General features: G+C 67.2%; 12 protein-coding genes. 7 read left to right on the top strand and 5 right to left on the bottom strand.

The genetic code is table 11. From position 1 onward, the window contains the following. The first annotated feature begins 1 nt into the window (after position 1). The gene (locus P6144_RS09450) at positions 2–973 is read left to right on the top strand and encodes a pyruvate dehydrogenase complex E1 component subunit beta (RefSeq protein ID WP_277767507.1); all 972 of its coding nucleotides are present in this window, start codon (positions 2–4) and stop codon (positions 971–973) included. Positions 974–1,089: 116 nt separating this feature from the next. Here the strand turns inward: P6144_RS09450 and P6144_RS09455 are convergent, their stop codons facing one another. The 4 genes from P6144_RS09455 to P6144_RS09470 all read right to left on the bottom strand — a co-directional run bounded on the left by P6144_RS09455 (position 1,090) and on the right by P6144_RS09470 (position 6,350). Beyond that, on the bottom strand, positions 1,090–1,752 hold the full coding sequence (locus tag P6144_RS09455) for a GntR family transcriptional regulator (protein WP_277767508.1): 663 nt from the start codon (positions 1,750–1,752) through the stop codon (positions 1,090–1,092). Positions 1,753–1,823: 71 nt separating this feature from the next. Then, a complete protein-coding gene (locus tag P6144_RS09460) occupies positions 1,824–2,585 on the bottom strand; it encodes an SDR family oxidoreductase (protein WP_277767509.1) in 762 nt (253 codons plus the stop codon). Beyond that, entirely contained in the window at positions 2,582–3,907 is a 1,326-nt protein-coding gene (locus tag P6144_RS09465; protein WP_277767510.1) for an MFS transporter, read from the bottom strand. The genes P6144_RS09460 and P6144_RS09465 overlap by 4 nt, the downstream gene beginning before the upstream one ends. A gap of 10 nt (positions 3,908–3,917) precedes the next feature. Next, positions 3,918–6,350 carry a TonB-dependent receptor gene (locus P6144_RS09470; protein ID WP_277767511.1) on the bottom strand — a complete coding sequence of 811 codons (2,433 nt, stop codon included), beginning with the start codon at positions 6,348–6,350 and terminating at the stop codon, positions 3,918–3,920. A gap of 169 nt (positions 6,351–6,519) precedes the next feature. Here P6144_RS09470 and P6144_RS09475 point away from each other — a divergent pair, with 169 nt between their 5' ends. Beyond that, the gene (locus P6144_RS09475; RefSeq protein WP_277767512.1) at positions 6,520–6,942 is read left to right on the top strand and encodes a heme-binding protein; all 423 of its coding nucleotides are present in this window, start codon (positions 6,520–6,522) and stop codon (positions 6,940–6,942) included. 13 nt (positions 6,943–6,955) lie between these two features. Further along, on the top strand, positions 6,956–7,600 hold the full coding sequence (locus P6144_RS09480; protein ID WP_277767952.1) for an SDR family oxidoreductase: 645 nt from the start codon (positions 6,956–6,958) through the stop codon (positions 7,598–7,600). A gap of 41 nt (positions 7,601–7,641) precedes the next feature. On the opposite strand, the gene P6144_RS09485 is transcribed toward P6144_RS09480, so the two are convergent. After that, positions 7,642–8,484 carry an SDR family NAD(P)-dependent oxidoreductase gene (locus P6144_RS09485; RefSeq protein WP_277767513.1) on the bottom strand — a complete coding sequence of 281 codons (843 nt, stop codon included), beginning with the start codon at positions 8,482–8,484 and terminating at the stop codon, positions 7,642–7,644. A gap of 185 nt (positions 8,485–8,669) precedes the next feature. Between P6144_RS09485 and P6144_RS09490 the strand changes: the two genes are divergently transcribed. From P6144_RS09490 to P6144_RS09505, 4 genes are read left to right on the top strand one after another with little or no spacing between them, the layout of a single operon-like run. Continuing rightward, on the top strand, positions 8,670–9,581 hold the full coding sequence (locus P6144_RS09490; RefSeq protein WP_277767953.1) for an SDR family NAD(P)-dependent oxidoreductase: 912 nt from the start codon (positions 8,670–8,672) through the stop codon (positions 9,579–9,581). After that, complete coding sequence (locus P6144_RS09495; RefSeq protein ID WP_277767514.1) at positions 9,581–10,417, top strand: MaoC/PaaZ C-terminal domain-containing protein; 837 nt, start codon at positions 9,581–9,583, stop codon at positions 10,415–10,417. Before P6144_RS09490 ends, P6144_RS09495 begins: the two co-directional genes overlap by 1 nt. After that, positions 10,414–11,865, top strand: a complete 1,452-nt coding sequence (locus tag P6144_RS09500; protein WP_277767515.1) for a 3-oxoacyl-[acyl-carrier-protein] synthase III C-terminal domain-containing protein — start codon at positions 10,414–10,416, stop codon at positions 11,863–11,865. Before P6144_RS09495 ends, P6144_RS09500 begins: the two co-directional genes overlap by 4 nt. Beyond that, the gene (locus tag P6144_RS09505; protein ID WP_347275591.1) at positions 11,862–13,073 is read left to right on the top strand and encodes an acetyl-CoA acetyltransferase; all 1,212 of its coding nucleotides are present in this window, start codon (positions 11,862–11,864) and stop codon (positions 13,071–13,073) included. Before P6144_RS09500 ends, P6144_RS09505 begins: the two co-directional genes overlap by 4 nt. Positions 13,074–13,188: the final 115 nt, after the last annotated feature.

Below are 13,188 nucleotides of genomic sequence, written 5' to 3' on the forward strand. Positions count from 1 at the left end.
GATGCTGAACTCCACCCAGAAGCTCTCCTATCTCCAGGCGATCGTCGAGGCGCACCGCGAGGAGATGCGCCGCGACGAGAACGTGATCCTGATGGGCGAGGACATCGCGGTCTATGGCGCGCAAAGCCTGTTCGACGAGTTCGACGAGAGCCGGCTGCGCAACTGCCCACTCTCCGAGCTGGGCTTCACCGGCGTCGGCGTCGGCGCGGCGCTGACCGGCCTCAGGCCGATCGTCGACCTGACGATCGCGAGCTTCCTCTATCTGGCGTCGGACCAGATCATCAACCAGGCCGCCAAGCTGCGCTTCATGACCGGCGGACAGCTCAAGGTGCCGCTCGTCGTGCGCTGCAGCACCTTCTACAACAACCGCACCGCCGCGCAGCATGCCGACCGGCCCTATCCGCTGATGATGAACACGCCGGGCCTCAAGATCGTCGCACCGTCCTGCGCGAGCGACGCCAAGGGCCTGCTCAAGGCCGCAGTGCGCGACGACGACCCCGTGCTGTTCTTCGAGGACATCACGCTGTGGGGGAAGAAGGAGGACGTGCCGGTCGACGAGGATTTCGTCGTCCCGATCGGCAAGGCCGATGTGAAGCGCGCGGGCAAAGACGTGACGATCGTCGCCTTTGCCGGCACCGTGCCCCCTGCCCTTGTCGCCGCCGAGGCGCTGGCCAAGGAGGGGATCGATGCCGAAGTGGTCGACCTGCGCACCTTGGTGCCGATGGACAAGGAGACCGTGCTGAGCTCGGTCGCCAAGACCGGCAAGCTGGTGATCGTCGACAATTCGCACCGCGTGGGCAGCGTCGCCTCCGAGGTCGCCGCGGTGGTGGTCGAGGAAGCCTTCGATTCGCTGCGCAAGCCGATCCAGCGCGTCACCGCGCCAGCGGTGCACGTGCCGTACAACGCCAGGCTCGAGAAGCAACTGTTCCCGACGAAGGAAACGATCGGGGCGGCGGTGCTGCGAGTCGTGTGACTTCACGTCATCCCGGCGAAAGCCGGAATCTCAGGCGAAGGCGCGGGACAGGAGCCGCACGAAACCCCGGCTTCGCAGGGGTGACGATTGGGGTGCGGAACCGCCGCTCGTCAGCCCTACTCGATCGCCTCGAGCGGCACCGCCACGGGCGCCTGGAGCAGCGTGTGGCGGGCGGAGCGGATATGCGCGGTCATCACGCTGCGCGCCCAGTCGCCGTCGCCCACCATCAGCGCCGAAACCAGCTCCTCGTGCTGCGCGGCGCTGCGGCGCAGCTCCTCGATCGAATAGCGGCGGAAGGTGCTGAGCTGGAGCGGCACTTCGGTGATCGTGCCGAGCAGGTCGCGCAGCCGCGGATTGCCGCACGCGTCGAGCACGCCCTTGTGGAACTTGTCGTTCACCTCCGCGATCGCCTCGACGTCCACCGGGCGCTGCTCGACCAGCCGGCTCATCTCGTTGGCCAGCGCCTTCAGCTCGGCGCGCTGGGCATCGTTGACCCGCTCGGCTGCCACCTGTGCGGCGAAGCTCTCGAGCAGCACACGCAGCTCGTATATCTGCTCGATCTCGTTGTCCGACCAGCTGGCGACGAAGGCACCGCGGTTGGGGATGAGCGAAATCATGCCCTCGGCATCAAGGCGGCGCATCGCTTCGCGCACCGGCGTGCGACTGAGCCCCGTCGCCTCAGCGAGCTGGCGTGCGGTGATATGCGAGCCCTGCGCGAACGTCCCCGCGAGGATGCCCTCACGGATCGCGCGATATGCGCTGTCGACGGCCTTCGCCATTGCCCCTCCTTCGCGAACTTACAGGTCGATCCACTGCCCTACGACACTGTTCCGCGAAGGGAAAGACGAGGTTAGTCCACCCACCAGTCGCTGCGGCCCGGCGGCACGCGATAGGCGCCGTCGATGCGGAAGGTAGTGCCGTTGAACATGCGGTTGTGGACGAGGTGGAGAACCGCCTCGGCGAATTCGCTGGCATGGCCGGGGCGATCGGGAAACTGCACCTGCTCGCGCAGCCAATCGACCATCGGCCCCTTGGCGTTGGAGAACATCGGCGTCTCATAGATGCCCGGCGCGATCGTCAGCACGCGGATGCCGTAGCGGGCAAACTCGCGCGCCAGCGGCAGCGTCATCGCATCGATGCCCCCCTTGGCGGCGGCATAGGCGGCGGTGCCGATCTGCCCTTCCTGCGCAACGATCGACGACGTGTTGATGATGACGCCGCGCTCGCCCTGATCGTCGGCCGCGCTCGGGATCATCCGCTCGGCCGCGGCCTGGGCCAGCAGGAAGCTGCCCAGCGTGTTGACATCGAGCACCCGGCGGAAGCCCTCGGCAGTTACCTTGCGGCCGGGCCCGGCGGAGAGGCCGGAATGCCCGGCACCGGTGGTATTGAGTAGCACTCGCAACTGCCCGGTGGCCGGCGCAAGCGCATCGAAGGCGCGCTCGATCGAGTCCGCGTCGGCGACATCAGCCTCGGCGAACGGCCCGTCCCAGGCGCCCTGCTTCATGTCGAGCACGCCGACCCTGGCGCCCGCAGCGCGCAGCGCCTGGGCAGTCACGTTGCCCAGCCCCGAGCCGCCGCCCGCCACGATCACGCCGCTGCCTTCGATCTTCATACGCCCTCCACATGCGTGATTTCGCGGACGATCCGTCGACTCGCCAGCCAGAAGAGCAGCGCCGAGACCAGCCCGGCGATCAGCCCGATCAGGATGCCGGCGCGCAGGCCCTCGCCCGTGCCCAGGCTGGGCGCCAGCGCGTCGCTGGCCGCGCCCATCAACAGCGGCCCGAGGCTGAGCCCGACCGCGCTGTTGAGGAACAGTGCCACCGCCAGCGCCGTCGCCTTGGCATGCGCGCCGGCCAGGCGCTGCATCGCCAGCGTGCCCGGGCCGTACCAAAGGCTGGTGAAGAAGGCGGCGATCGCGAAGATGGCGAGCGAGGCCGCGGCGCTCGGCACGGTGAACATCGCGACATAGGCGATGGTGCCCAGGATCGATCCGCTCGCCGGGATCATCGCCAGCGCGCGCAGATCGCGCGTGCCGGCGCGGTCCCCCATTCGCCCGCCGACAAGCGCGCCGAGCGCACCGCCGGCGGCACCGAACAGGCCGAGGCCCAGCCCGATCACGCCGAGCGGCCGCTGGCCGATCGCGGCGCCGATCTGGGCAAGCTCGGCAGCGTGGTTACGTAGATAATAGGAACCGGCGAAGGCCATGGTGCCGTAGTTGCAGAAGCTCATCAGCGCCGATCCGAGCGCGATCAGCAGGAAGGTGCGCCGCGCGGCGAGCATCGCCAGCGTCGCCTTGAGCGAGGGCGGCACGTGCCCGTCGGAAGGCGTGGCGTGGCCGGGATCACGCAGCGTGAGCAGCACCAGCGCACCGATCACCACGCCGGGAATGCCGGCACAGGCCATGGTCCAGCGCCAGCCGATCAACCCCTCGAGCATGCCGCCGCCGATCAGGCCGACCGCGGCGCCCACCGGCGCGCCGATCGCGAACACCGCCAGCGCGCCCGAGCGCTTGTGCGGCGGAAACCGGTCGGCGATCAGCGATTGCGAAGGCGGCGCCCCGCCCGCCTCGCCGACGCCGACGCCCACCCGGAGCAGCAGCATCTGGATGAAATTGGCGGCAAGCCCGGTCGCGGCGGTGAACACGCTCCACACCAGGATCGCCGCGCCGATCACCCGGACGCGGTTCGAGCGATCGGCGAAGCGCGCGATCGGCAGTGCGGCGACGCTGTAGAGCAACGCGAACGACAGCCCGCTCAGCGCGCCCAGCTGCCAGTCGGCAAGATGGAGGTCGCGCTTGATCGGCTCGGCCAGGATGTTGACGATCTGGCGATCGAGCAGGTTGAGCCCGAAGCCGGTGGTGAGCAGCGCGAGCATCCAGCCCGCGCTACCCGATCCCGTGCGGGGCGGCGCGGAAGCCGGCACCGCAGCTTCCATGTCTGCTGCCTCAGTTGCCAAAGGAGAAGCTGAGCTTCACGCCCACCGTCCGGTTGGTGTCGAGCGCGGGGATGTTCGAATAGCCGATCGTCGAGAGCGGCGTCGAATTGTTGGTCCCCGAGTCCAGCGGCGTGCGGAAGATGCCGCCGACGAAATGCTCGTTGAGCAGGTTGCGGGCGAACACCGCCAGCGTCCACGCCTTGTCGGCGCCGCCGATGCTGAGCTGCGCGTTGAGCAACCCATAGCCCGGGTTGATGCTGTTCGGATCGGCAACCACGCCGTAGCTGCTGCTGCGATAGTTGTACGACGCATGGGCATCGAAGTTCAGGTCTTCGCTCAGCGGCGTCGAATAGTCGGCGGTCACGCCCCAGGTCCATTTCGGCGAATAGGTCAGCGGATAGCCCGCGGCGTTGAACTGCGCCGGGGTACCCGCCGGCAGGCCGGGCTGGACATAGTTGCACTGGCCCGGCGTCGTCGCCGGATTGGCGTAGAGGTCGTAGCATTGCACCGAGAATTCGGTGAACTTGGTCGGGATATAGGCGATGTTGCCGGCGATCGAGAAATTGGGCGCGATCCGCCAGCTCATATCCGCCTCGATGCCCTTGGTGCGCAGGCCGCCGGCATTGGTGGTGGTGTAGTAGAAGATCGGCGCGACGCCGACGCGCTGCTGCCCCTGAAAATCGCTATAGTCGACCAAGAAGGCATCGATGTTGAAGGTCACCACGCGATCGAAGAGCTGGGTCTTCAGGCCGATCTCGTAGGATTTCGACAGCTCCGGACGCAGCAGCAGCTGCGGCTGGTTCGCCGGGTGCGAGATCATCGGGCCCTTATAGCCGGTGGCATAGGTGGCGTAGATATTGATGTCGCGCGCGATGTCATACTTGGCGGTGAGCTTGTAGGTGAACTTGCTCGCCTTGACCTGCGCCCACCCCGAGGTGAGCGGCAGCGCCAGCCCGTGGCAGCTCGCGCCCGAGGCATAGGCCGCGCGGCACAGCCAGGGGACGTCGAAATAGTCGACGACCTGGCGGACATCATCATTGGTGTAGCGACCGCCGGCGATCAACGAGAGGCCGGGAAGGACCTCGGCCTCGACCTGGCCGAAGATCGCCCAGCTCTTGATCTTGGCCTTCACCCAGGAACCATAGCCCTGATTGGCATAGGGGCCGATCGCGTTGAAGGTGAGCAGCGTCGATGAGCTGTCCGGCAGCGCGTTCTGCGTGCCGCCGTTGAGGCCGCGCTGGAACGGGCGCGCGTCGTAATAGAAGGCACCCAGCGTGTAGTTGAAGATGCTCGCCTCGCCATTCACCCGCAGCTCCTGGCTGAACTGGGTGCCGCCAGAGACATTCTCGTTGCGCGAATAGACCGGGCGCGGCGTGGCATCGGTATCCAGGCTGATCGGCTGGTAGAGATCGCGATAGGCAGTGATCGAGGTGATCGTGGCGCCGCCCAGATCATAATCGATCCGGCCGCTGAGCGAATAGGACTTCTGCTCGGTACTATTCTTGCCGTCGGTGGCGACGTTCAGGTTGTTCGGGCCGGGCACCAGGCCATAGGCGGCATTGACGGTGCAGGGCTTGAACGTGCCGAAGCCGCTACCGCAATTGCGGAAGGTCCACATGCCGTTCGCATTATCGGTCAGGTAGCGATACTCGCCCTCGAGCAGCACGCTCAGATCGGTGCTGGGCTTCCAGAGGAACTTGGCACGCGCCGAATAGCGCTCATAGCCCCAGTGATCCTCGCCGCTGTACAGGTCGTGGACGAAGCCGTCGCGCCGCTGCAGGCCGGCGGCGACGCGCAACGCCGCAGTGTCGCCGATCGGCAGATTGACCACGGCCTGGGCGTTGATCTCGTTCTTGCTGGCATAGGACAGCGAGCCATCGAGCGTGCGCCGGCCAAGCTTGGGATTGGCGGTGATGATCTGGATCACGCCGGCCGAGCTGTTCTTGCCGAACAGCGTGCCCTGCGGGCCCTTGAGCACTTCGATCCGCTCGATATCGACGAGCGACTGGTAGCTCGGGCCGGCGAAGGAAACTTCGGGCAGGCCCTGGATAACGTCGTCGATCACCAGCGCGACCGACTGCTCCGCGGACATCAGCAGCGATTGGGTGCCGACACCGCGCACGTTGAACCCGCCGCCGAAATTCGCATTGTAGTTGACGCCGGGCGACAGAAACTGGACGTCGGCGATCGTGGTGAAGTTGCTCTTCTCAAGCCCTTCCGACGAAATGACCGAGATTGCCAGCGGCACGTCCTGCAGCGCCTGCTCGCGACGCTGCGCGGTGACGATGATCTGGCCGTCCTTGCTGGGCTCCTGCGCGTCCTGCGCTTCAGGCGCAGCGGCGGTAGTCTCGGTGGTGGTAGCAGTATCCTGGGCATGCGCGCCCTGGATCAGCCCAAACAGGCTCACCGAGACGAGAAGCGCACGAACTCCGAGCGTTTTCATCAATATCCTCCCCAATCCATGGGCCCCGGTCTCTTGGCGGACTCTGGGGTGGCACCATGCATAGACATTGATCGAGTTGGATGCAATAGTGCTTCTAGAAACGCATTTTTGAACGGATTTTGCACCTATTTTGGATTTTATGGATGCAAGTCAGAGGAAAGGAACCAGAATGGCAAACACAATCAGCCGGCTTTCGATCACCCAGTCCGCCAGCGATCGCCTGATCGAGGCCGCCACTGCCAAGGCACTCGAGATCGGCACGCCGATGGTGATCGCGATCGTCGACGAGGCGGGCACGCTGAAGGCCTTCCGCCGGATGGACGGCGCGCCCTCGCTATCGGTCGAGATCGCCACCAACAAGGCGTTCACCGCCGTCAGCTTCGGCATCCCGACGCATGGCTGGTTCGACTTCATCAAGAACGACCCGCCCCTGCTCCACGGCATCGTCCACACGCCGCGACTGGTGGTGTTCGGCGGCGGCTACCCGATCAGCGAGGACGGCCAGGTGATCGGCGGAATCGGCGTGAGCGGCGGCCATTACGAGCAGGACATGCAGGTGGCGGAAGCCGCGCTCGCCGCGTTCGGCGCCTGAACTGAAGACCGCGATCGTCACCGGCGCAGGCGCGGGCATCGGCCGCGCGACGGCGCTCGCGCTTGCAGCGCGCCGGTGGCGGGTCCTGGCCTGTGACATCGCGCGCGATGCGGCGGAACAGGCCGCGGCGGATGCAGGCGATACGGCGATAGCGGTTGCCGCCGACGTCACCGACGACATCGCGCTCGCCAGTCTGGTGGCGCAGGCGGGGAACAGCCTGGCGGCAGTGATCCACTGCGCCGCGCTGTTCCCCCGCCTCGCCCTGGCCGATACCGACATCGCCGCATTCGACCGGGTGATGGCAGTGAACCTGCGGGCCGCGATGCAACTCACCCTGCTCGCCCCGCCGGCAATGCGCGAAGGCGGATCGTTGATCTTCCTGACATCGGGCAGCGGCTTGCTCAGCGCAGCAACCGATCCCTTCCAGCACGGCTTCGCGCTCTACGGCGCGTCCAAGGCGGCGCTCGACCGCTGGACCGCCGGCGTGGCGGCCGAACTGGCACCGCAGGGCATATTCGCCAGCACGATCACGCCGGGCGCACGAATCATCACCGCCGAGCGCGTGGCCGAGGCAATCGTCCGGATCGCGGAAGATCGCGCAGGGACGTTTTCCGGGCAGCGGCTGAGCGCGGCGACATTCGGCGAAGAGTGGGATTAGTCAAAGCCCCTCCCCGAGGGGGAGGGACTCAATGCGATCGCCTACACCCGCATTCCGCCATCCACCTGGATCGTCTGCCCGGTGACATAGCTGGCATCGTCGCTCGCCAGGAACGCCGCGACCGACGCCATCTCCTCGGGCCGCGCCGGGCGGCGCAGCGGGATCCGCGCGGAGACGACCCGCTCCATATGCTGCTGCGCGGTCTGACTGGGGTCCTGCGCAGCGAGATGCTCGTAGCGCTGCTTCACATAAGGCGTGAGCGTCATCCCCGGCGAGAAGCAGTTCACCCGGATACCCAGCGACGCCAGCTCCATCGCGAGGTTGCGGGTGAGCGCGATCACGCCGTACTTTGCCGCGGCATAGGCCGAGATGCCGGCAACGCCGTGATGCGCCGAGATCGACGAAGTGTTGACGATCGCGCCGCCGCCATTCTTGGCGATGCGCGGCGCGGCATGCTTCGAGCAGAGAAAGGCGGAATCGAGGCTGATGCGCAGCGTATAGTCCCAATCGGCACGATCGAGTTCGCTTACCGGCGTCTGGTCGACGGGCCCGGCCCCGGTACCGCCCCCGGCATTGTTGAACAGATAGTCGATCCGACCCAGTTCGCGCTCGGCCTGCGCCATCAGCGCGGCGACCTCGGCCTCGTCGGTCACATCGGCGCGGATCGGCAGCGCCCGCACGCCCATCGCAGCCAGCCGCTCGGCAACCGCCTGCAGCTCTTCCCAGCCGCCGAACTTCTCGCGCGGCACGTCGGGGCGATCGCGGCAGAGATCGGAGACGACGATATCGGCGCCCTCGCTTGCCAGGCGGATCGCGATCGCCTCGCCGATCCCGCCTGCCCGCCCCGCCCCGGTAATGACCGCAACGCGTCCCTTGAACCGCATGACCCTCTCCTTCGCTGTTTGTGGGAAGCCTATCGACCGCACAATCTGCATGCAAGATAGGCGGGAGTCCTAGCCAATTCCCCTCTAAATCGCAGTTTATCGGCACAAAGCAAAAATCCATCTTGCATGCAAATTGCCGGATTGCGTATGGCTGAGATAGATAACCGACAGGAGGGATGCGCCGCATGGCAATGCTCGAAGGACGCGTGGTCACCATAACCGGCGCGGGGCGCGGAATCGGCCGCGAGATCGCCCTGCTCTGCGCCCGTGAAGGCGCTGCAGTGGTGGTCAACGATCCCGGCGTCTCCTCCGAAGGCGAAGGCAGCGATGCCGGCCCGGCGGCGCAGACCGTCGCGGACATCCAGGCGGCGGGCGGCCAGGCGCATGCCAATACTGCCAGCGTCACGGATCCGATCGGCGCGGCCTCGATCGTCGAGGATGCCGTCCGGCATTTCGGGCGGATCGACGCCGTCGTGAACAATGCCGGCATCCTGCGCGACCGCATCTGGCACAAGATGAGCCACGAGGACTGGCGCGCAGTGATCGACGTGCACCTGAACGGCGCCTTCAACGTCTCCAAGGCCGCGACGCCCTATTTCCGCGAGCAGGGGTCGGGCAGCTTCATCCACTTCACCTCGACATCGGGCCTGATCGGCAATTTCGGCCAGGCCAACTATTCGGCGGCGAAGCTGGGCATCGTCGGCCTGTCGCAGTCGATCGCGCTCGACATGGCGCGGCTAGGCATCCGCTCGAACTGCATCGCCCCCTTCGCCTGGAGCCGGATGATCGCGACGATCCCGCCGACCACGCCGGAGGAAGTCGCCCGGGTCGAGCGGATGAAGACGATGACGGCGGACAAGATCGCGCCGCTGGTCGCCTTCCTCGCCTCCGACGCCTCGGCCGAGGTGACCAACCAGATCTTCGCGGTGCGCAAGAACGAGATCTTCCTCTTCTCCAAGCCGCGCCCGGTTCGATCGCTGCACCGTTCGGAAGGCTGGAGCGCCGAGACGATCGCCAGCGACCTGCTGCCCGCATTCCGCACCAGCTTTTCCGCGCTCGAGCGTTCGACCGACATCTTTCCCTGGGACCCGGTCTGATGATCGATCCTGCGGCATTGATCGCGAGGGCGCCGATCGAGACCCGCCACCAGCTGACGGCGAAGGACAGCATCCTCTACGCGCTCGGCATCGGTGCCGACGAGCTGACCTTCACTTATGAGGCGAAGCTGCAGGCATTGCCGATGATGGCGGTGATCCTGGCCTATCCCGGCTTCTTCTGGCGCGATCCCGCCTATGGCGCGGACTGGAAGCGGCTGCTCGCCGGCGAGGAGAGCGTGACGATCCACCGCCCGCTGCCGAGCGAAGGCAGCTTTATCGGCCGAACGCGTTTCGAAGGCGTCGAGGACAAGGGCCCGGACAAGGGCGCGGTGGTGCTCGTCTCGCGCACGATCGAGGGCGAGGACGGCACGCCATACGCGACCGACAGGCGCACAGCCTTTCTGCGCGGCGACGGCGGCTGCGGCAGCGCGGGCGCGGCGATCCCGCGTCCCGCGGCGGTCCCCACAGACCGGGTGCCCGACGAGATCGTCACGCTTCCCACCGCGCCGAACCAGGCGCTGGTCTATCGCCTGTCGGGCGATCTCAACCCGCTGCACATCGATCCCGAGGTGGCACGCAGCGCGGGATTCGAACGGCCGATCCTGCACGGGCTGTGCAGCTATGGCGTGGCCGGCCGCGCAGTGCTGCGGGCCCTGGCAGGCAATGACGCGGCGCGGCTGACCCGGCTCGACGCGCGCTTCTCCGCCCCGGTCTATCCGGGTGAGACGATCGAGACGCATATCTGGCGCGAGGCCGACGGGCGCGCGCAATTCGAATGCTGGGCGGCGGAGCGCAGCGTGCGCGTGCTGACCCATGGCACTGCGGAGCTGACATGAGCGAGACCGGCATCCTGGCGTTCGGCGCCTATATCCCGAGGCGCCGGCTCCAGCGCGCCGCAATCCACGCCGCCAACAAATGGTTCGCGCCCGGGCTGGGCGGCCTCGCGAAAGGCGAGCGCGCGGTGGCCAATTGGGACGAGGACGCCGTGACGATGGCGGTGGAGGCGGCGCGCGACTGCCTGACCGGGATCGACCGTTGCGCGGTGCAGACCCTGAGCCTGGCCTCGACCACCCTGCCCTTTGCCGACCGGCTCAATGCCGGCATCGTCAAGGAAGCGCTGACGCTGGCCGACACCACGCGCGCCGCCGATGCGGGCGGGAGCCTGCGCGCCGGCACCAGCGCGCTGCTTGCGGCACTCGAGGGACGGCAGACCCAGCTCTGCATCGCTTCCGACCTCCGCAAGGCGCGGCCGGCATCCGAAGCCGAGCTGACCCAGGGCGACGGCGCCGCCGCGCTGCTGATCGGCCAAGGCGAGGTGATCGCAACGGTGGTCACCACGCACAGCGTCACGGTCGATTTCGTCGACCATTACCGCGCGAGCGGCGCGGACTTCGACTATGGCTGGGAAAACCGCTGGATCCGCGACGAGGGCTATACCGGGCTGCTCGGCGGCGCGATCCGCGATGCGTTGAAGCAATCGGGCGTGGTGCCCGAGACGATCGACCATGCCGTGATCCCGATCAGCGCACGCGGCGTCGCGGCGGGGCTGGCGAAGAAGATCGGGGTGCGTGCCGAGGCAGTGGCGGACACGCTCCAGGCCGGGCTGGGCGACACCGGTACTGCGCATCCGCTGCTGATGTTGGCAGCGGTGCTGGAAAAGGCCGAACCGGGCCAGCGCATCCTGCTCGCCGGATTCGGCCAGGGCGCGGACGTGCTGGTGCTGGAGACCACCGCGGCGCTGGCCCGCCTGCCCAGGCGGCGCGGCGTGGGCGGGCATCTCGCGGCACGCGCGGAAGACCACAACTACCAGCGCTTCCTGTTCCACCGCGGCCTGCTCGATCTCGAGCGCGGGATGCGCGCCGAGCTCGACCAGAAGCAGCCGGGCAGCACGCTCTACCGCCACCGCAAGGCGGTGCTCGGACTGGTCGGCGGGCGCTGCACCAAATCGGGCACCGTCCAGTTCCCGCGCACCGATATCGGGGTGAACCCCAATGACCGCGCGCTCGGCACACAGGAGGATTACCCTCTGGCCGACCGGCCGGCGCGCATCGTCACCTATACCGCGGACAGCCTCAGTTTCTCGCCCGATCCCCCCACGTATTACGGCACGATCGATTTCGAGGGCGGCGGGCGGCTGGTCGCGATCTTCGCCGAAGTCGGCGCCGAGGATGTCGAGGTCGGGCGGCCGATGCGGATGGTATTCCGGATCAACGCCCATGACGAGCAGCGCGGCTTCATCAAATATTTCTGGAAGGCCACGCCGGCCGTCGAAGGAGAGCAATGATGGCGCGCGGCATCAAGGACAAGGTGGCGATCCTCGGCATGGGCTGCGCGCGCTTCGGCGAGCGCTGGCGGGACGATGCCGATACGCTGATGGTCGAGGCTTTCGAGGAAGCGATTTCGGACGCGGGCATCGAGACCAGCCAGATCGACGCCGCATGGCTGGGCGTCGCCTTCGACGCGATCAACATCGGCCCCTCGGGCATCCCGCTCTCGATCGCGCTGCGCCTGCCCAATATCGGCGTGACCAAGGTGGAGAATTACTGCGCGAGCGGCACCGAGAGCTTCCGCGGCGCCGTCTATGCGGTGGCGAGCGGCGCGGCGGACATCGCGCTGGCGATGGGCGTCGAGAAGCTCAAGGACACGGGCTATGGCGGCCTGCCGGTGCGCAGCCGCGGCTCAACCTTCGACATGGTCGGCGTCACCGGATCGGCGCCAGGCAATTTCGCCCAGCTCGCCGCCGCCTATCGCGCTAAGCACGGGGTGGCGCGCGATGATCTCAAGCGAGCGATGGCGCATGTCTCGGTCAAGAGCCATGCCAATGGCGCGAAGAACCCCAAGGCGCACCTGCGCAACCTGATCGATGAAGATACGGTGCTGAACGCGCCGATGATCGCCGATCCGCTGGGGCTCTATGATTGCTGCGGTGTATCGGACGGCGCGGCCTGCGCGATCGTCACCACGCCCGAGATCGCGCGGAGCCTGGGCAAGCGCGAGCTGGTGACGGTCAAGGCCATTCAGGTCGCCTCGTCCAACGGCTGGGAGCTGCAGCAGGCCGGCGGCTGGGACGGCAGCTATTTTCACACCACGCGGGTTGCGGCCGCCAAGGCCTATGAGGAAGCCGGCATCACCCGGCCGCGCGACCAGATCGACCTGATGGAAGTGCATGACTGCTTCTCGATCACCGAGCTGGTGACGATGGAGGACCTGTTCGTCTCTAAGGAAGGCGAGGCGTGGAAGGATGTGCGCGACGGCTTCTTCGACGCCGACGGGCAGATCCCCTGCCAGATCGACGGCGGCCTGAAATGCTTCGGCCATCCGATCGGGGCCTCGGGCCTGAGGATGATTTACGAGAACTACCTCCAGCTGCTCGGCCGCGCCGGCGAGCGGCAGCGCAAGGACCCGCCGGCGATCGCGCTTAGCCACAATCTCGGCGGCTCGCCGATCCAAAACGTCTCGTCGGTCGCGATCGTCGGGCTCACGGATGTCTAGGGTGCGCGGTCTTCCTGCCTCGCTTCCGCCGTCACCCCGGCCTTGTGCCGGGGTCCACCGGGAGGCGAGCCACGGACAAGCGGCTCAAGGGTCGATCCTCGCGGCATGGTGGACC

The sequence above is a fragment of the Sphingomonas sp. HITSZ_GF genome (assembly GCF_029543155.1).
Lineage (GTDB): Bacteria > Pseudomonadota > Alphaproteobacteria > Sphingomonadales > Sphingomonadaceae > Sphingomonas.

What these genes read in the sequence shown, in the direction of transcription:
- P6144_RS09470 (WP_277767511.1), bottom strand. Translation starts at nt 6,350, where the DNA reads ATGAAAACGCTCGGAGTTCGTGCGCTTCTCGTCTCGGTGAGCCTGTTT.
- P6144_RS09505 (WP_347275591.1), top strand. Translation starts at nt 11,862, where the DNA reads ATGATGGCGCGCGGCATCAAGGACAAGGTGGCGATCCTCGGCATGGGC.
- P6144_RS09460 (WP_277767509.1), bottom strand. Translation starts at nt 2,585, where the DNA reads ATGAAGATCGAAGGCAGCGGCGTGATCGTGGCGGGCGGCGGCTCGGGG.
- P6144_RS09495 (WP_277767514.1), top strand. Translation starts at nt 9,581, where the DNA reads ATGATCGATCCTGCGGCATTGATCGCGAGGGCGCCGATCGAGACCCGC.
- P6144_RS09450 (WP_277767507.1), top strand. Translation starts at nt 2, where the DNA reads ATGCTGAACTCCACCCAGAAGCTCTCCTATCTCCAGGCGATCGTCGAG.
- P6144_RS09475 (WP_277767512.1), top strand. Translation starts at nt 6,520, where the DNA reads ATGGCAAACACAATCAGCCGGCTTTCGATCACCCAGTCCGCCAGCGAT.
- P6144_RS09500 (WP_277767515.1), top strand. Translation starts at nt 10,414, where the DNA reads ATGAGCGAGACCGGCATCCTGGCGTTCGGCGCCTATATCCCGAGGCGC.
- P6144_RS09485 (WP_277767513.1), bottom strand. Translation starts at nt 8,484, where the DNA reads ATGCGGTTCAAGGGACGCGTTGCGGTCATTACCGGGGCGGGGCGGGCA.
- P6144_RS09490 (WP_277767953.1), top strand. Translation starts at nt 8,670, where the DNA reads ATGGCAATGCTCGAAGGACGCGTGGTCACCATAACCGGCGCGGGGCGC.
- P6144_RS09455 (WP_277767508.1), bottom strand. Translation starts at nt 1,752, where the DNA reads ATGGCGAAGGCCGTCGACAGCGCATATCGCGCGATCCGTGAGGGCATC.
- P6144_RS09465 (WP_277767510.1), bottom strand. Translation starts at nt 3,907, where the DNA reads ATGGAAGCTGCGGTGCCGGCTTCCGCGCCGCCCCGCACGGGATCGGGT.